Annotated in this window: 16 protein-coding genes; 7 read left to right on the top strand and 9 right to left on the bottom strand. The window is 66.8% G+C overall.

Features of this window, described 5'->3' with window-relative positions; all coding sequences use genetic code 11:
* Positions 1 to 299 precede the first annotated feature (299 nt).
* Genes AC1DEM_RS06835 through AC1DEM_RS06820 form a run of 4 tightly spaced genes read right to left on the bottom strand, consistent with a single transcriptional unit; the run spans position 300 to position 4452 of the window.
* The gene (locus AC1DEM_RS06835) at positions 300 to 1073 is read right to left on the bottom strand and encodes an ABC transporter ATP-binding protein (protein WP_026537799.1); all 774 of its coding nucleotides are present in this window, start codon (positions 1071 to 1073) and stop codon (positions 300 to 302) included.
* Positions 1070 to 2194, bottom strand: a complete 1125-nt coding sequence (locus tag AC1DEM_RS06830; protein ID WP_476883757.1) for an ABC transporter ATP-binding protein — start codon at positions 2192 to 2194, stop codon at positions 1070 to 1072. The genes AC1DEM_RS06835 and AC1DEM_RS06830 overlap by 4 nt, the downstream gene beginning before the upstream one ends.
* Complete coding sequence (locus tag AC1DEM_RS06825; protein WP_476883756.1) at positions 2191 to 3159, bottom strand: branched-chain amino acid ABC transporter permease; 969 nt, start codon at positions 3157 to 3159, stop codon at positions 2191 to 2193. Before AC1DEM_RS06825 ends, AC1DEM_RS06830 begins: the two co-directional genes overlap by 4 nt.
* 9 nt (positions 3160 to 3168) lie before the next feature.
* Positions 3169 to 4452, bottom strand: coding sequence for a branched-chain amino acid ABC transporter permease (locus AC1DEM_RS06820; protein ID WP_476883755.1), 1284 nt, complete (start codon positions 4450 to 4452; stop codon positions 3169 to 3171).
* Between the two features lie 541 nt (positions 4453 to 4993).
* Here AC1DEM_RS06820 and AC1DEM_RS06815 point away from each other — a divergent pair.
* Both AC1DEM_RS06815 and AC1DEM_RS06810 read left to right on the top strand, forming a co-directional pair.
* On the top strand, positions 4994 to 5908 hold the full coding sequence (locus tag AC1DEM_RS06815; protein ID WP_476883754.1) for a hypothetical protein: 915 nt from the start codon (positions 4994 to 4996) through the stop codon (positions 5906 to 5908).
* 164 nt (positions 5909 to 6072) lie between these two features.
* Positions 6073 to 6990, top strand: coding sequence for a Bax inhibitor-1/YccA family protein (locus tag AC1DEM_RS06810; protein ID WP_476883753.1), 918 nt, complete (start codon positions 6073 to 6075; stop codon positions 6988 to 6990).
* 100 nt (positions 6991 to 7090) lie between these two features.
* Here AC1DEM_RS06810 and AC1DEM_RS06805 read toward each other — a convergent pair whose 3' ends face one another.
* Entirely contained in the window at positions 7091 to 8329 is a 1239-nt protein-coding gene (locus tag AC1DEM_RS06805; protein WP_476883752.1) for an acetyl-CoA C-acetyltransferase, read from the bottom strand.
* A 20-nt stretch (positions 8330 to 8349) separates the two neighbouring features.
* Positions 8350 to 9510: a galactokinase gene (gene galK / locus AC1DEM_RS06800; RefSeq protein WP_476883849.1), complete on the bottom strand. Its 1161-nt coding sequence runs from the start codon at positions 9508 to 9510 to the stop codon at positions 8350 to 8352.
* A 76-nt stretch (positions 9511 to 9586) separates the two neighbouring features.
* On the opposite strand from galK, the gene AC1DEM_RS06795 reads away from it, so the two are divergent.
* From AC1DEM_RS06795 to AC1DEM_RS06780, 4 genes are all read left to right on the top strand, one after another.
* Positions 9587 to 10552, top strand: coding sequence for an aldose 1-epimerase family protein (locus AC1DEM_RS06795; protein ID WP_476883751.1), 966 nt, complete (start codon positions 9587 to 9589; stop codon positions 10550 to 10552).
* A gap of 124 nt (positions 10553 to 10676) precedes the next feature.
* Positions 10677 to 11990, top strand: coding sequence for an AI-2E family transporter (locus AC1DEM_RS06790; RefSeq protein ID WP_476883750.1), 1314 nt, complete (start codon positions 10677 to 10679; stop codon positions 11988 to 11990).
* A gap of 21 nt (positions 11991 to 12011) precedes the next feature.
* Positions 12012 to 13250 carry a threonine ammonia-lyase gene (ilvA, locus tag AC1DEM_RS06785; RefSeq protein WP_476883749.1) on the top strand — a complete coding sequence of 413 codons (1239 nt, stop codon included), beginning with the start codon at positions 12012 to 12014 and terminating at the stop codon, positions 13248 to 13250.
* 5 nt (positions 13251 to 13255) lie between these two features.
* Positions 13256 to 13882 carry a rhomboid family intramembrane serine protease gene (locus AC1DEM_RS06780; RefSeq protein ID WP_476883748.1) on the top strand — a complete coding sequence of 209 codons (627 nt, stop codon included), beginning with the start codon at positions 13256 to 13258 and terminating at the stop codon, positions 13880 to 13882.
* A 164-nt stretch (positions 13883 to 14046) separates the two neighbouring features.
* Here AC1DEM_RS06780 and greA read toward each other — a convergent pair whose 3' ends face one another.
* The 3 genes from greA to AC1DEM_RS06765 form a co-directional block, all read right to left on the bottom strand.
* The gene (gene greA / locus AC1DEM_RS06775) at positions 14047 to 14541 is read right to left on the bottom strand and encodes a transcription elongation factor GreA (protein WP_229992877.1); all 495 of its coding nucleotides are present in this window, start codon (positions 14539 to 14541) and stop codon (positions 14047 to 14049) included.
* A 258-nt stretch (positions 14542 to 14799) separates the two neighbouring features.
* Entirely contained in the window at positions 14800 to 15903 is a 1104-nt protein-coding gene (locus AC1DEM_RS06770) for an alkaline phosphatase family protein (RefSeq protein ID WP_476883747.1), read from the bottom strand.
* Positions 15904 to 15991: 88 nt separating this feature from the next.
* Positions 15992 to 16444: a DUF4307 domain-containing protein gene (locus AC1DEM_RS06765; protein WP_476883746.1), complete on the bottom strand. Its 453-nt coding sequence runs from the start codon at positions 16442 to 16444 to the stop codon at positions 15992 to 15994.
* A gap of 109 nt (positions 16445 to 16553) precedes the next feature.
* Here AC1DEM_RS06765 and mca point away from each other — a divergent pair, with 109 nt between their 5' ends.
* The gene (mca, locus tag AC1DEM_RS06760) at positions 16554 to 17459 is read left to right on the top strand and encodes a mycothiol conjugate amidase Mca (RefSeq protein ID WP_476883745.1); all 906 of its coding nucleotides are present in this window, start codon (positions 16554 to 16556) and stop codon (positions 17457 to 17459) included.
* Positions 17460 to 17502: the final 43 nt, after the last annotated feature.

The following is a 17502-nucleotide window of genomic DNA, read 5'->3' as shown; positions in this document are numbered from 1 at the left end:
GCGTGTCGGGGAGCGAGGCAAAGCGTCAGTGGCTGGCCGAGGAAGCACGCACAGCAGGTTTTCGATGCGTGCCCGGGTGCCCGACGGCGGGAATCCGGCTCAGCAGTGCGGCGGCCCTGCCAGGATTCTGCGCCGCGTGACGCCGTTGCTGCGTGAGTCACGAGCGCAGGAGCCGAGCAAGTGGCTGCGGAGGCCCGGACGGGACCGCACTGTGCCCTAATGCGCCGGGAATGCGCCGGGCACGCGGAAGGGCCGCCACCGGCTGGTGACGGCCCTTGAAGGGAACGCTGCGCGTAGGGCTACTCGACAGTGTCTGCGAGCGTCCCCAGATAGAGCTGGATGACCTTGGGATCCTTCATGAGTTCCCGGCCCGTACCTGTGTACGCGTCCTTGCCCTGGTCCAGAACGTAGGCGCGATCGCAGATCTGAAGGCAGCGGCGCGCGTTTTGCTCCACCATGATGACGGAAACGCCGGCCCGGTTGATCTCGTGGACCCGGAGGAAGGTCTCATCCTGCTTGACAGGGGAGAGGCCTGCGGAGGGCTCATCGAGCAGCAGCACGGCCGGGTCCATCATGAGGGCCCGTCCCATGGCGACCATCTGGCGTTCGCCGCCGGAGAGCGAGCCGGCCCGCTGGGCGCGCCGTTTGGCGAGCTCCGGAAACAGTTCGGAGACAAAATCGAACCGTTTGGCGAAGTCCTTGGGCCGCTGGAACATGCCCATCTGCAGGTTTTCCTCGATGGTCAGGGCGGCGAACACGTTGTTGTTCTGGGGAACGAAGCCGACGCCCTTGGTGACGAGCTTGTTGGCCTTGAGCCCGGTGATGTCCTGCCCGCGGACCACTACCGAGCCGGAGTGGACCTTGACCAGGCCGAACATGGCTTTCAGCAACGTGGACTTACCGGCGCCGTTGGGGCCGATGATGCCGATCAGCTCACCCTTGCGGGCTTCGATGCTGCAGCCGTTGAGGATGTTGACGCCGGGGATGTAGCCGGCCACCAGATCGGTGACCTTCACAACCGAGTCGCCATCGAAGGCTGGCTGGGCGGCCGGTGCCGCGCTGGTGGCGCTCATTCTGTGTCCTTCTCTGTGCGGTTCGGCTCGTCGGCACTGGTCGGCTCGCCGGGGAGGGTCGGCTCTCCGGCGCTGCGGCGGCCGCGCGTCGTCCCGTTCGGCTCCGACCGCACCACTTCCTCCGCCTCGGTGGCGAGGACATCGGCGGAGATGATGCCGGCGTTTTCAGTGCCGACAATCGATTCTTCGTCGGCGACCAGCTCCGCGGCCAGTTCCTTGATGCCTTCCGCGTCGCCGAGATCGACGTCGTGGTGGGCACCGAGGTAGGCGTCGATTACTGCGGGGTTCTTCATGACCTCGGCGGGAGGACCTTCGGCCACGATCTTGCCCTCTGCCATCACCACTACCCAGTCGGCTATGTGGCGGACCATGTTCATGTCGTGCTCGACGAACAAGACGGTCATGCCCTCGGCCTTGAGGTTCTTGATGTGGTCCAGCAGCGACTGCGTCAGCGCCGGGTTCACGCCTGCCATGGGCTCGTCGAGCATGACCAGCTTGGGCCGGACCATGAGGGACCGGGCCATTTCCAGCAGCTTCCGCTGCCCGCCGGAAAGCGACGCCGCGTAGTCGTCCTTCTTGGCGTCCAGCTTGAATTTCTCCAGCAGCACGTTGGCTTGCTGGGTGATCGTCTTTTCCTGGCCGCCCCAGATGCCCTTGAACAAGGCCTTGGACAGCCGCTCACCGGACTGGCTGGAGGCGCCGAGGCGCATGTTCTCCATGACGGTGAGCTTGCCCATGACCTTGGTGAGCTGGAACGTGCGCACCATTCCCATGCGGGCAACCTTGTACGAGGAGACGCCGGCGATGTTGGTGCCCTCGAACTGCCATGTACCCGAGTTCGGGGTGTCGAATCCCGTCAGCAAGTTGAACAAGGTGGTCTTGCCGGCGCCGTTGGGGCCGATCAGCGCGGTGATCTTGTGCCGCGGTATCTCGAGGTACTGGACGTCGACGGCGTTGATGCCGCCGAAGCTGCGGGTGACGTTTTCCGCCACGACGATCGGATCACGCTTCTTGCAGCCGGGCGAGATATCCCCGGCGGCGATCGGACGGGTGTCCGTCATGTAGTCGATTTCTTCAGACGTGCGGGGTTCCTCGCGCGACTCTTCGCTTGGAATGCTCATGCGAATGCCAGCTCCTTCTTATTGCCGAGAACGCCCTGGGGCCTGAAGATCATCAGCAGCATGAGCGCCACGCCGACCAGGATGTAACGCAGCTGCCCGGCCTGGACCGTGTTCAGCCACGTGATGGTGCCGGACTCGATCAGGCCGTAGAGGATGCCCTGGGTGAGCGAGAGCACCACCCAGAAGATCATGGCGCCGACCACCGGGCCGAGCACAGTGCCAAGGCCGCCGAGCAGCAGGCAGGTGTAGAGGAAGAACGTCAGTTCCGTGCCGTAGTTGGCCGGCTGCACGGCGCCGCGGGGGAGCGTGAAGATCATGCCTGCCAGTGCACCGAGCGCACCGCCGATGATGAGGGACTGCATCTTGTAGGCGTAAACGTTCTTTCCCAGCGAGCGGACGGCGTTCTCGTCCTCGCGGATGCCCTTGAGGACGCGGCCCCAAGGGCTGCGCATCAGCAGCCAGACAATGAAGCAGAACAAAGCCACGACTGCCCACGCCACGACCCGGATGAAGAAGTCACGGTTGTTCATACCGATGTAGGAGCCCGGCGGGAAGGGGTTCATGGCGTAGAAATCGCCCTCGAAGGCCGCCAGGCCGTTGGCCGAACCGGTGATGGCGGTCAGCTGGTTGGTCGTGACGACATAGCGCACGATTTCGGCCGCCGCGATGGTCACGATGGCCAGGTAGTCAGCCCGCAGCCGCAGCGTCGGGATGCCCAGCAGCAGAGCGAAGATGGCTGAACAGACGACGGCGATCAGCAGCCCGACGAAGAACGGCACATGGAACGTCAGGGTGGAGATGGCGAAGCCGTAGGCCCCCACCGCCATGAAGCCGGCCTGGCCGAAGTTGAGCAGGCCGGTGTAGCCGAAGTGGACCGCCAGGCCGAGGGTGGCCAGGGCGTAGGCGGCTGTCGTCGGGCTGAAGAGTTCGCCGGCGGCGCTGGAAAAAATGAATCCGAAATCCATGGCTGTCTCCTAACCCACGCGCTCGCGGCGGCCCAGAATGCCCTGAGGCCGGAACAAGAGGACAACAATCATGATGAACAACGCTCCCACGTATTTAAGGTCGGCTGCGAGGCCGAACACGGTGGTCAGCTCAACGAAGATGCCGACGATGATGGAACCGATCAGGGCGCCCCAGACCGTGCCGAGGCCGCCCAGGGTGACACTGGCGAAGATGAGCAGCAGGATCTGCGAGCCCATGTCGAAGGTGACGCCGGGCCGGTAGTAGGCCCAGAGGATGCCGCCGAGGGCGGCGAGCATGCCGCCCACCACCCAGACGATCCGGATAACGGAGTCGACGTCGATGCCGGAGGCGGCGGCCAGGGCCGGGTTATCGGCCACCGCGCGGGTGGCCTTGCCGAGGCGGGTCTTGAGCAGGACGACGCCGAGGGCGGCGATTACCACGGCGCTGACGAGGAGCGACAGGAGGTTGTTGGGGGAGATCGAGATCGGGCCGATCAGGATTTCCGCGCTCTGGGCAAACGGCAGCTGCTGGGTAGCGCCGCCGAAGTAGAACTGGATGATGTACCGCACCGCCAGTGCGAGGCCGATGCTGACGATCATCATCGGAACAAGCCCGGTTCCGCGGCGCCGCAGTGGCTTCCACAGTCCCGCGTCCTGGACGTAGCCGAACACACCGCCGCCGATGACCGCCAGGATGATGGCCAGCCAGAACGGAAGCTGCATGGCGTTGAAGGCGAACACCAGCACCGCGCCCAGCGTGACCATCTCACCGTGGGCGAAGTTCGTCAGGCCGGTGGTGCCGAAGATCAGTGAGAGGCCTACGGCCGCGAGGGCGAGCAGCAGGCCGAAGCTCAGGCCGGCCACCAGCCGGTTGAGCAGGTTCTGCCCGAAGTTCTCCTCTGCGACGACGATTCCCTTGCCAAAGGTGAAGATCACCGAGAGGTTTGAGGTCTGGCTGAAGGTAACCTTGCGGGGGTTCTCCTGGCCCTGGGCCAGTTTGATGCCCTGCGGAAGCGTGGACTCGTCGAGTTTGACCTCGTAGGTCCCCTGGGTGGGGACGCCGATGATCCAGGCGCCGTTGGCTCCCGATTTCGTGGTTCCCGTGAAATCGCCGCTTGTGGCGGTGATGGTTACCCCGGGGATCGGTGCGCGGTCGTCGCCTCGCAGGAAGCCGCTGATGCTGTTGGTGAACTGGGTCGCCGACGGGGATGGTGTCGGCGACGGGGTCGCGGCGCTGGACGCCGGGGCCACGATGAGCAGTAGCGCAGCTATGGCGGCAAATACTGCCCCCACAGCCCTCAGTCGTCTGCCGCGCCGTCTCTGCGACAGGCCGCTCGTTGTGCTTCTCAAATTGAAAACCTCCACATGGGGGTGCTGTGGGTTGCGCCTTTGCAACCGTTGCGAACGGTCAGGGGACGAACGCCTGGCAAACTGTCATTCCGTTGTGATGTCCGTCACCCTGTGTGGCCTATGCTACAGCCAGCGAGGGGCAATGAATGCCGCTGCAAGCAGGGAGAACGTCGCGATCGGGTAACAACCGTGTAGTCGGGGCGACACGTTGCTGTAGCCCTGCTAAAGAAAACTTTTGTTGATCCCGAGTATGCCTAAACAGTGGCTGGCCCGGCCCCGATCCGCCCGGCCGACCCGGGGCAGGGACCCGCCACCGGGGACGCCCCGTCCGGTCTGCGGAACCGGCAAATCCAAGCTTTTTCCAAGTCGTCCCGCGTTATGGTGCGAAGAGCGCCTGAACCGAAGTCCTGAACCGAAGTCCAGAGACCGCTGGCCGGATCTTTCGGCCCAGGACACGGCGCGGCGTGGAAGGCAGGGGCCGATCGTGGAGGGCCGACTGATGAACCGGGTGGTCAAGCTGTGCCTCGCGGGTTCGCTTGCGCTGGCGATCCTGGGTATTCCGGCGCTGAGCCTCGGGCCCGAGACCGCCGGGGCACAGGCCTGCGTTCCCTCCACGGAGGCACTCACCGACCCTTATCCGGGGATCCAGTCGGCAGCCACCAGCTTTGAAGCGGGCACCTTGGACGGATTCGGCGTCACCACGGCAGGGACGGGAAATGCCTCTATATCCACCGGGGCGTCGCACTCCGGTAGCTGCGCCGCCCGCCTGCACACCACCGCCGGGCTCGGCTCCATGGCCAGGCTGACCGTAGGCCTGACCCCCGGGAACACCGAGGCGTATGCGGACGGATGGTTCAATATCGCCGCTGAGGGAATGGCAGGGAACAATGTTCCTTACTTCCGGTTCTTTTCCGGCGGCGTCCGCGTCCTGGATGTTTTCCGGCAGAACATCTCCCATGAGTTGGTGCTCCGGACCGCGTCACCGGCAGGCTTCGCGTACACCACGTTGCGGCGCGATGTTCCCACTGACTCCTGGCACCGGCTGGTCATGCACGTGGTTCCGAATGGTCCGCAGACCGCCGTCCAAATCTGGTGGGACGGGCGTTCCATCTACGCGGGCACTGTCAGGATTCCGGCGACGACGCTCGACACGGTCCAGCTCGGCTCCGAACACGATCAGCAAATGGCCGATATCTATATCGACGACGTCATAGTCAACAGCGGCACGGGAACGCCGGCGCCGATCCCCGGCCCGCTGCCGGAGCCGAAGGGGGACCCGTCGCAGCGGCTCGACGATTTCCGTGGTGACGGACCCGCCGTCGTGCTGGCAGCCGGCACCGGTGCGAGGCGCACCGGGCGTCCCGGGCGGCCGGCGCCCACGCGGGAATCTTGGGCCTGAGGATCCCGCCGAACAAGGTCACGGTTCGGTTGCGGCGGCTCCCCGGGGGAACTATCCCTCCCCGTCGGCCGTGGGAATTGGTAGCGTGACTATACAAATCCCTTTCGTATAGTCCGGGTCGCACCGGAACATCACCCACCCCCTTATTTTGGAGGACACCCGCAATGGCAACTGGCGGAAACCCGATCTTCAGCGGAAAGAATTTCCGCGAAGCCACCCAGGCACCGCCTGCCCCGCAGGCCCCGTATGGCCAGAATCCGTATGGCCAGAACCCCTATGGGCAGAACACCTACGGCCAGGCCCCGGGCCAGGGCGGGTGGAATTCGGCGCAGCAGGGCATGACCCAGGACCAGCTGCAGGATCTGTACAACCGCCCGGCGGCCGGCCCGGCTGACATCGGCCGGATGACGTACGACGACGTCATCGTCAAGACTGCCGGGTGCCTCGGCATCCTGGTGGTCGGTGCCGCAGTGGCGCTCGCCGTCCCGCAGGGCACGGGCTCGATGCTGATGATCCTCGGAGCCCTGGGCGGCTTTGCCCTGGCGATGGTCAACACCTTCAAGAAGCAGCCGTCACCCGGACTGATCCTGGCCTACGCCCTGCTTGAAGGATTCTTCCTCGGCGGGCTGACCCGCATCCTTGACAACCTGTACCCGGGTGTGGGTATTCAGGCCGTCGTCGGGACCCTGTCCGTCTTCGCCGTGACGCTCGTGCTGTTCAAGAGCGGCAAGGTCCGGGCGACGCCCAAGCTCATGCGGTTCTTCTTGATCGCCATGATCGGCTACGCGGTGTTTGCGCTGGTCAACGTCGTCATGATGTGGACCGGTGCCGTCAACTCGCCGTTTGGCCTGAGCACCAGCGTGGAGATCGCGGGCATCCCGCTCGGCGTCTTCATCGGCATCCTGGCGATCGGCCTGGCTGCCTTCTCCCTGATCATGGACTTCACGTCCATCGAGGCGGCCATTAGCGCCGGAGCCCCGCAGCGCTTCTCCTGGACCGCGGCCTTCGGCCTCACGGTCACCCTGGTCTGGCTCTACGTCGAGATCATCCGACTGCTGGCCATCCTCCGCGGCGACGAGTAACCACGGTCGTACCTTTTCGGCCTGCTTTCAACGAGGAGCCCCGCCCAACGGCGGGGCTCCTCGCGTTTGCGGCAACTGGCACCGGGTGAGTTACCCCCCGTCAGCTGAACCGTTCCAGCACCACCGCCATGCCCTGGCCGCCGCCAACGCACAGCGTCGCCAGGCCGAGGGAGGCGTCGCGGGCGCGGAGCCCGTTGATCAGCGTGGTGGTCATGCGGGCGCCGGTCATCCCAAAGGGGTGGCCGAGGGCGATGGCGCCGCCGTGGACGTTGAGCTTCTCCGCATCGATGGCAAGCTCCCGGGCGCTGGCCACCACCTGGACCGCGAACGCTTCGTTGAGCTCCACGAGGTCGATGTCGCGGATGCTCAGCCCGGCGATCGTGAGCGCCCGGCGGGTCGCTTCCACCGGGCCCATGCCCATCAGCTCCGGGGACAGGGCGCTGACGCCAGTGCAGACGATCCTGGCAAGCGGCTCCAGGCCGAGCTCGCGGGCCCGCCGGTCACTCATGATGACGACCGCGGCGGCCCCGTCATTGAGCGGACAGGCGTTCCCGGCCGTCACGGTGCCGCCGCTGCGGAAGACCGGCTGCAGCGCACCGACGGCCTCCGCGGTGACGCCGGGGCGCGGCGAATCGTCGCGGTCCACCACCGTGCCGTCGGCGCGGGTGTATGACGTGATTTCGCGGGCATAGAACCCGGAGGCGATGGCCGCCTCGGCGCGGTTCTGGCTGAGCACCGCCCAGGCGTCCTGCTCCGCGCGGGTGATGCCGTAGCTTGTGGCGACGTTCTCTGCCGTCTGGCCCATGGCGATGTATACGTCCGGCATCCTGCCGCCCAGGCGCGGGTCGGTCCACGGTATGTTCGAGGCCGCGCGGGCCTCGGTGCGTTTCCGGGCCGCCTCGAAGCGCGGGTTGTGCGTGCTCGCGTCGGTCTCGCCGGCGCCGGCCCATTCCCGGTAGCGGGACACTGCCTCCACGCCGGCGGCCACGAACGCCTGGCCTTCGCCGGCTTTGATGGCGTGGAAGGCCATCCGGAGGGTCTGCAGGCTGGAGGCACAAAAACGGTTGATGGTGGCGGCCGGAACGTTGTCCAGCCCCGCCAGGATGCTGACCACGCGGGCCATGTTGGAGCCGGCCTCGCCGCTGGGTTCGGCGCACCCCAGATAGATGTCGTCCAGGCCGCGGCCCGGCCCGGCGGCGGCATCGAACCCCGGAATCCGGGCGAGGGCCGCGGTGACCATGGCGGCGGCGAGATCGTCCGGCCGCTCGTCCTTCAGGGACCCCTTGAACGCCCGCCCGATGGGGCTCCGGGCGGTGGAAACAATGACAGCTTCTGGCATGCGCCCAGACTACGCCCCGCCTAGGCCAGCCGCATGGCCCCTGCGGCGGGGCTGACGCTGAAGATCTCGGGTGCGGAGTACCCGGCCCGGGCGAAGGCCCGTTCGACGGCGGCACGCACCTGCTGTGCCGATCCCGCCGGGGTCAACGCGATCGCGGAGCCGCCGAAGCCGCCGCCGGTCATGCGGGCCCCGACCGCGCCCGCGGACCGCGCCGTGTCCACGGCAAGGTCCAGCTCGGCGCAGGAGATCTCGAAGTCGTCGCGCATCGAGGCATGGGACGCGTCCAGCAGGGGGCCAATAGCGGCCGGCCCCAGGGTGTCCAGCAGCTCCACCGTCTGCAGGACGCGGTCGTTCTCGGTGACCACATGCCGGAGGCGGCGGAACGTCTCCTGGTCCAGAAGCCCGCTGGCCTCCTCGAGGTCCTCGAACCCGACGTCGCGCAACGCCGGCACGCCGAGGACTTCGGCGGCGAGTTCGCACGATTCCCGCCGGGCGGCGTACCCGCCGTCGGCGTGGGAATGGGAAACCCGGGTGTCGATGACCAGCAGCACCAGCCCCGCGGCGGCGGCGTCGAACGGCACCAGCCGGACACTCTGGTCCCGGCAGTCGAGGAAGACGGCGTGCCCGGCCGTGGCCCGGAGCGAGGCGGACTGGTCCATGATGCCGGTGGGCGCGCCGACGAAGTCGTTCTCCGCCCGCTGGGTAGCCAGGACCATGTCCTGCGCGGACAGGTTGGCGCCCGTGAGCTCATTCAGTGCCGAAATCACGGCGCATTCGATCGCGTGGGAGGACGACAGACCGGCGCCGCGGGGGACATCGGAGTCCAGGAGCAGGTCCACGCCGGGAACCGGTAGGCCCTGTTGTAGCAGGGCCCAGATGACCCCGAGGGGGTACTTTGTCCAGCCCTTGGCGCCGGCGCGGGCCAGCGAGCCGGTGTCCGCGGTGGTCAGCCCCTGGTTCCCAAACGTGGAGAGCATCCGCACGGTGGAATCCGGCCGGACCCTCATGGCCACCCGGGCCGACCGGTCGATGGCGAAGGGCAGGACGAAGCCCTCGTTGTAATCGGTGTGCTCGCCGATGAGGTTGACGCGTCCCGGTGCCCGCCACACGCCGTCGGGCCGGGCACCGAAGACCGCCTCAAAACGGGCGGCGAGCCCGCTGCTGTCCAGGGGAGGATTCATGGCCTGGCGCCCGCGCTGCTGGAAGTCATGGAACCAAGGTATACGGGTTGCCGGGCAGGTCTGTACGGTGGTCACCATGGATCTCTCAGCGACGCCCCCGGCAGCCGGCCCCGATGAAACCATGCGGCGGTACGCCACCGGCCGGCAGTACGAGCTACGGCGCGGCGACGCCCTGGCCATCGTCACCGAACTCGCCGCCGGGCTGCGGCTTTACAGCCGCGGCGGAACTGCGCTGACGGAGAGCTACGGCGACGCCGACATCCCGCCCGGCGCCACCGGCATCACCCTGGCGCCGTGGGCCAACCGGGTGGAGGACGGCGTCTGGTACCTCAATGGCAAGAAGCTGCAGCTCGACATCACCGAAGTCTCCCGCAACAACGCCAGCCACGGGCTGCTGCGGAACTCCTCCTACGAACTCATGGATGAGGACGAGTTCTCCGTGACCCTGGAAGCGGCGGTCTTCCCGCAGCACGGTTACCCGTTCCTGCTCCGGCACCGGGTCCGCTATGAACTGGCGGAGGACCTGGGGCTCGTGGTGCGCCAAACCCTTATCAATGACTCCCAGGGCCCCGCGCCGTTCGTCCTTGGCGCGCACCCGTACCTGCGGCTGGGCGACGTGCCCAGCGAGGACCTCACCGTGAGCGTGGACGCCAGGACCCGGCTGGTGGCCGATGACCGGCTCATCCCGCGCAGCACCGAGCCGGTCGGCGGCGACTTCGATCTGCGCGGCGGGCGGCTGGTGGGGAGCCTGGACCTCGATTCGGCCTATACGGACCTGGAGTTCGACGGCGGCGTTGCCCGGCACACGCTGAGCTCACCCGACGGGCGGACCGTCAGCCTGTGGCAGGACGCGGGCGGCGGCTACGTCCATGTCTTCGTGACGACCGAGTTTCCGGGCCGGTCAAAGGCGGTCGCGATCGAGCCGATGACCGGGCCGGCCAACGCGTTCAACAGCGGTGAGGGCCTGCGCTGGCTCGCGGCGGGGGAGCAGTTCTCCATGACCTGGGGAATCTCGGCCTCGCTGACGGCCACTGCAGGCTGACCTCCCGCGCGGACCTCGCTGCCCGGCTCACCAACACGCCGGCGGTCCGGCACCACCGGCTGGCCCCCGCGCCGTTGCTGGCTGCTGGTTTCCTATTCATCGGCTGCTACGGAATCATGGGGCTATGACGCCAGCTGAGGACGCCGCACCCGACACAAGCCCTTCCCCTTCGGCGGCCGCGACGGGGGTGCGTACCGGGGCCAGGTCACGGACGGACGGCGAGATCGACCAAGATATTCCCTATGGTGTGCGGATCGCGGCCGCGTGGGCGTGGCGCGCCGGGCTGATCCTGCTCGTGCTCGCGGGGCTGGTGTGGCTGCTCAGCCACGTCAGCTTCCTCATCATCCCCATCATGGTCGCCGCCCTCCTCTCAGGGCTCCTCAGCCCCGCAGTACGCTGGATGGCCAAAAACAGCGTGCCCAAGGGGCTCGCCGTCGCCATCACCGTGCTCGGCTTCATCGGCATCATCGTCGGTGCCCTGACCCTGGTGGGGCGCCAGCTCATGCAGGGATTCGGCGAGCTGTGGGCCGAGGCGCTCACCGGGGTGCAGCAGGTCCAGACCTGGCTGTCGGAAGGCCCGCTCCACCTGACGGCCGCACAGATCGACAAGTACATCGAGGACGCCACCGCCGCGCTGCAGAACAACAGCAGCAGCATCCTCAGCGGTGCCCTAACGTTCGGAAGCACGGCTGGGCACTTCGCCGCCGGCCTGGTCCTTGCGCTGTTCATCCTGATCTTCTTCCTGCTCGAGGGCGACAGGATTTGGGCCTTCCTCGTCAACCTGATGCCCCGGAAGGCGCGCCGCGCTACGGACGGCGCTGGCCGCCGCGGCTGGACTTCCATGGTCAGTTACGTTCGCATCCAAATGTTCGTCGCGTTCGTGGACGCCGTGGGAATCGGCGTCGGCGCCGCCATCATTGGCGTGCCGCTCGCGCTGCCGCTGGGCGTGCTGGTCTTCCTCGGTTCCTTCATCCCGGTGGTCGGTGCGCTGTTCACGGGTGCCATCGCCGTGTTGCTCGCGCTGGTCGCCAACGGGCCTGTCAACGCCCTCATCATGCTGGCGATCGTGCTCGGCGTCCAGCAGCTCGAAAGCCACATCCTGCAGCCACTCGTCATGGGCAAGGCCGTGTCCCTCCACCCCGTGGCCGTGATCCTGTCCGTCGCGGCGGGTTCCTACCTCGCCGGGATCCCCGGCGCTCTGTTCTCCGTTCCGATCCTTGCCGTAGCAAACTCGTCGATTCGCTACATTGCGGGCAGAACGTGGGAACATGATGAAGTGCTGGCAACCGCGGGACCAGAGGGCAGCCCTGCCCTCGAAGCCGGCGCCGACACCACCTTCACAGACGTCCACCTGCCGGGCCGAACCCCCGGCCGCGAGGGCGCCGCACCCAACAGCGGTGCTCCGGGCAGCGATGCCGGACGGGGCACCGACGCCTAACCCGAAGAAGGAGAACAGTTCGTGAATACCCTTGAGAGCCTGCCCGTCACGCTGGACGATGTCCTAGAGGCGCAAAAGCTGCTCGACGGGATTATTACGCGGACGCCGGTGGAATCATCGCGGGCCCTCGGGGCCACGGTGGGCGGCGAGGTCTTTCTCAAATGCGAAAACCTGCAGCGCGCAGGCTCCTTCAAGGTCCGCGGCGCCTACGTGCGGATGGCCAAGCTCTCCGACGCCGAAAAGAAGCGCGGCGTCGTGGCGGCCTCCGCCGGAAACCACGCCCAGGGCGTGGCTGTCGCAGCCAAGAGCCTCGGCATCAAGGCCCGGATCTACATGCCGCTCGGCGTCGCACTGCCCAAGCTGGCCGCGACCCGCAGCCACGGCGCCGAGGTGGTGCTGCACGGCCACAACGTGGACGAGGCGCTGGCCGAAGCCAAGCGCTACGCCGACGAAAGCGGCGCCGTCTTTGTCCACCCCTTCGACGACGTCGACGTCGTAGCCGGCCAGGGGACGGTGGGGCTGGAAATCCTCGAACAGGTCCCCGACGTCGACACCATCCTCATGGGCGTCGGCGGCGGCGGCCTCCTGGCGGGCGTGGCAGTCGCCGTGAAGGCACGCGCCAAGGAACTCGGCCGTGACATCCGCATCATTGGCGTCCAGGCCGAGAACGCCGCCGCATACCCTCCCTCGCTCGCCGCTGACGCCCTCGTCCCACTCAAGAAGGTCTCCACCATGGCGGACGGCATCGCCGTGGGCCGGCCGGGCCAGCTGCCGTTCAGCATCATCCGCGAGCTGGTCGACGACGTCGTCACCGTCAGCGAAGACGCCTTGGCCAGGGCTCTGATCTTCCTGCTGGAGCGCACCAAGATGGTAGTGGAACCTGCCGGGGCCGTCGGCGTCGCGGCGCTCATGGAAGGCAAGATCGAAAACCCCGGAACCGTTGCGGTGGTCCTCTCCGGCGGCAACATCGACCCCATGCTGATGCTCAAGGTCATCCAGCGCGGCCTCTCCGCCGCCGGCCGGTACATGACCGTGCGGATGATGCTGGACGACCGTCCGGGCTCGTTGGCCACCATCGCCCGCATCATCGCCGAAAACGACGCCAACGTCACGGGACTGGACCACACCAGGGTGGGCGGCTCCATCAGCATGGGCGACGTCTCCATCACCGTCAACCTGGAAACCAAGGGCCACGAGCACTGCAGCCAGGTCCTCGCGGCGCTGCGCGCCGAGGGTTTCCAGCCGATCGTGGTGCACTAGGGGCCATGGTGACGGACGTGTCCCAGGGAGGGCCTCCGGGAGCGGGGGACAATACCGCGGCACGGGCCCGCCACGGTCTGCTGGTGGTCGGCTCCTTCGTGGTGTTGCTCTATCTGATCGAGATCGTCAACACCGCGCTCTTCCATTCCCTGAATCGAACTTTCGGGCTACGGCCGCGGAGCCTGGACGGAGTCCTGGACATCCTGACATTTCCGCTGCTGCACTCCAGCCTGGCCCACCTGATGTCCAACACGCTCCCGCTGATCATCTTCGGGTTCCTCGTGTTCCTGTCCGGGCGGCGGGTGTTCATCACCGCCCTGACCGCCAGCTGGCTGGCATCAGGGCTTGTGGTGTGGCTGATCGGCGGCGCCAGCATCACGGTGGGCGCCTCGGGCCTGGAGTTCGGACTCTTCGCGTTCCTGCTGGTCCGCGGCTTCATCAACCGGAACTGGTGGCAGATCGTGCTGTCCGTGGTGCTGTTCATGGCCTACGGCGGCATCCTGTTCGGCGTCCTGCCCACCGCGGCCAGTTTCATCTCGTGGCAGGCCCACCTCGGCGGCGCGATCGGCGGCGTCGCGGCGGCACTTCTGCTGAGCACCCGGCGCCCGGGGGCACTGCCCGCCGGGCGCTGACAACCGCGGAAAGGCCCGGCGCTGACAACCGCCGGAACCTGCGCCGGGCTCTGCACAAGACTGTCCCGGCAAACAGGCCAAAAACGCGACGCCGGCCTCCCCTCGAAGGGGAGACCGGCGTCGCTGTTTCGTGAAGGTGTTCCGGAACGGAACGTGTTGCTGCGTCAGCCGGCGTACGGCTTGGCGGACATGATTTCGACCGTGATGTCCTTGCCGTTCGGGGCGGTGTAGCTGAGCTTGTCGCCCTCCTTGTGGCCGACGATGGCCGCGCCGAGGGGGGACTTCTCGCTGAAGACATCCAGATCCGAGTCGCCGGCGATCTCGCGGGAGCCAAGGAGGAAGGTTTCCTCGTCGCCTGCAATCTTGGCCACGACGATCATGCCGGGCTCGACGATGCCGTCGTCGGCCGGTGCCTCGCCGACGTGGGCGTCGCGCAGAAGGGCCGTGAGCTGGCGGATGCGGGCCTCGATCTTGCCCTGCTCCTCCTTGGCGGCGTGGTAGCCGCCGTTCTCCTTGAGGTCGCCTTCCTGGCGGGCGGCTTCGATCTTCTGGACGATTTCTGCCCGGCCGGGGCCGGAAAGGTTGTCCAGCTCTGCCTTCAGGCGGTCAAAAGCTTCCTGGGTAAGCCAAGCCGCAGTTGCGCTGTTGGTGGTAGACACGGACTTCTCCTTTGGGTGGTCATACAAGCAAAGACCCCGCCACGGTGGCCACTTTAATGACGCAGTAACCAGCTCAGCGGGGGAAAGGTATTGATCCATTGTAGTCAATGCTGTGGATAAACCAAAGAGCACTGCGGCGTGCATCACACCGTGTTACAGGTCGGTGCTACGGGTCCGCGGCGAAGACCAGTGCAGACCAGTGCAGGGCAGGGGGCAATCCGTACCATCCTCCACCGTCGCCCGGGGCCGCCGGGCTGGTCATGGCCGCGAGTTGAAGACGTCGGGCCCAAAACTGTCGACACCGGGCGCGCCGGCATATGCGAGGCGTGGCAGCGAGAAAATGTCCTCGATCGTGGCCAGAAGGCTGTAGTGGCTGTACGTCTTGTCCGACGTCGTACCGCCCCGGACGAACGGAGAGAGCACCAGGGCGCCGACGCGGCCGCCGGCTGTTCCTCCGGGAACGCCCTGGGGGCCTCTGGTGGCACCGTCAGCTTCGTCAAAGGTAATGACAAGCATCCCGTCCTGCTTGTAGGCCGGGGAGTCCAGAATCGCGGGTATCTGTTTCTGCAACCAGACGTCGGCGCTGACCAGGCCTCCCTCCCTGCCGTCTGCGCACGGACTGTCATGCCCGTCATTGCATAAGTTGGGGCTGATGTAGGAAAGGTTGGGAGTGGTTGCTGCGGATTTAAGGTCGCCGGCAAGGTCAGTGAAGTCGACCACGCTCTTCTGGCAATCCGGGGAGGACGTGATCGCCGCGAAGTAGACAAAGGGATTATGCCGGGTCGCGTATTCATCATCCGGTGCGGCGTCCTGGTTAAGGTCCTCGGCCCCGGTCTCAGGGTGCCGGCATGGAGTCTTCATGCCTTCCATGTAGCCCTTCCACGTCTTACCGGCCGCGCTGAGTTGCCCCGCGACGGTCGGTACTGACGCTGGATAGATGCAGCCGGTGCCTTTCACCTGCCCCAGCGGGGCGGTGCCCGCTGGCACGAACGGGACATATGTGGCGCAATCGTTCCGGGTCATGGGGTTGGAGGCCTGCCCCGAGATCTGCGCGATGTAATTGGGAGCGGAGTGGTGGGCGATTGCGTAGTACTTGGAAAGCAACACGCCCTTGGACCGAAGCGTCTCGGAGAGGTAGGGCGCGTCCGAGTCAGCGCCCCAGGCCGCGTCGAATCCTTGATTCTCGAGATTTATCACAAACACATGCCCCGGGCGGTCCGCGCGGGCGCCCGTCGCGGGCGCCTGATTATCCGTGGCGGACCGGGGCTGGCAGCCCGAAACTGACAGGGCTGTTGCCGCTGCCAGAACCAACAGGCCGGCAACGCCCCGGCCGATGGTTCCCTTCGATTTTCCGGGGTTCATGCCCATCCCGCTTTCGTGTTGACGCCTGCAGCAGGCGGCCCGATACCGCATCGGTCACGGAGTCCCGCGTTCCGTGACTATTGTCCAATTATTGTCGTGCCGCGGGAATCCAGCAGCTGTCCACGACGGCGGAGACCGCCTGGGATTCCGTGCGCAATTGGGTGCGGTGGGCGGTGGTCCGGCCGCCCTCCGTGCCGACGTCGGCCGCGTTCGGCCCGATGTCCACAACCTTCCAGCCCACAATCGCGAACTTGGAGTCCATCGCCTTGACGGCGCATTTCGCCTCCGCAGCGGGGTCCTTGGTGACCTGGAAGTCGAGTTCCGTCAGCGTGGCGTCGCGGGTGCTGTATCCGACGTCCTTGAAGCTGACACTGTTAGTGGCCGCCGACGTCGATACCCAGGCCAGAAAGGCAATGCCCACCGCGAGGGCGGCGATCAGGATGTTGCGTTTGGCCTTGCGGGTCAGCGCGCGCTTTTGGCCGCCGTAACGATTGGTTAGGCTGGTAGGTGCCGGCGCGGCGGGCTGATCCTCGGAACTCACCAGTCCAGTTTAGTGTGGATCGGACCGGGATGTTTCCGCGGCGGCTGGCCGGACAGATCAAGCCGCACCCCAAACAGAGCAGAACAGCAGAAAGAGGAGCCGTCCCACGATGACAGCATCCCCCAGCCCGTCAGCACCGCTTCGCCTGCTGGCGGTCCATGCTCATCCCGACGACGAATCCAGCAAGGGTGCCGCCACGATGGCGATGTACGCCGCGTCCGGTGCGGACGTCCTGGTGGCCACGTGCACCGACGGGTCCCGTGGCGACATCCAGAACCCCGCGATGGAGGGACTGCCGCACCCCAAACGCGACATGGCAGGGGCTCGCCGGCTCGAGATGGCTGCTGCCGCGAAGGTCCTCGGCATCCGGCAGCGCTGGCTCGGCTTCGTCGATTCCGGCCTGCCGGAGGGCGACCCCCTGCCGCCCCTTCCGCCCGGGTGCTTCGCCCTGCAGCCGCTGGAGCGGGCAGCCGCGCCGCTGGTCCGGCTGGTGCGGGACTTCAAGCCCCACGTGATTCTCAGCTATGACGAGAACGGCGGCTACCCTCACCCGGACCACATCATGGCGCACCGCGTGGCCGTCGAGGCCTTCGCGGCCGCCGGGGATCCTGCCCGGTACCTTGGCATCGGGAGACCCTGGGAGCCCAGCAAGCTTTACTACGACCGCGCCTTCAGCCCGGACCGCTTCCGCGCGCTCCACTCTGCGCTGGAAGAGGCCGGCCTGCAGTCGCCGTATGCGCAGCGACTGGCCGCCTGGCTGGAAGCGGACGCCGAGGGGCACACCCCGCCGCCGCCGACACACCCCACCACCACCCAGATCGAATGCGGGGATTACTTCGAAGCCCGCGACGATGCGCTCCGTTCCCACCGCACCCAGGTGGACCCGGAAGGCTTCTTCTTCGCAGTCTCCGCGGCCATGCAGCGCAAGGTCTGGCCGTGGGAGGACTACTCCCTGATCGAGTCCAGGATCCCGGCGGAACTGCCCGAAACGGACCTCTTCGCCGGGCTAAGATAGAGACGAAAGGGCTCTTCTATCCGGCGTAGAAATAGTCACTGCA

The organism is Arthrobacter sp. 05T420 (assembly GCF_056396305.1).
This window is presented reverse-complemented; position numbering and strand designations above follow the sequence as displayed.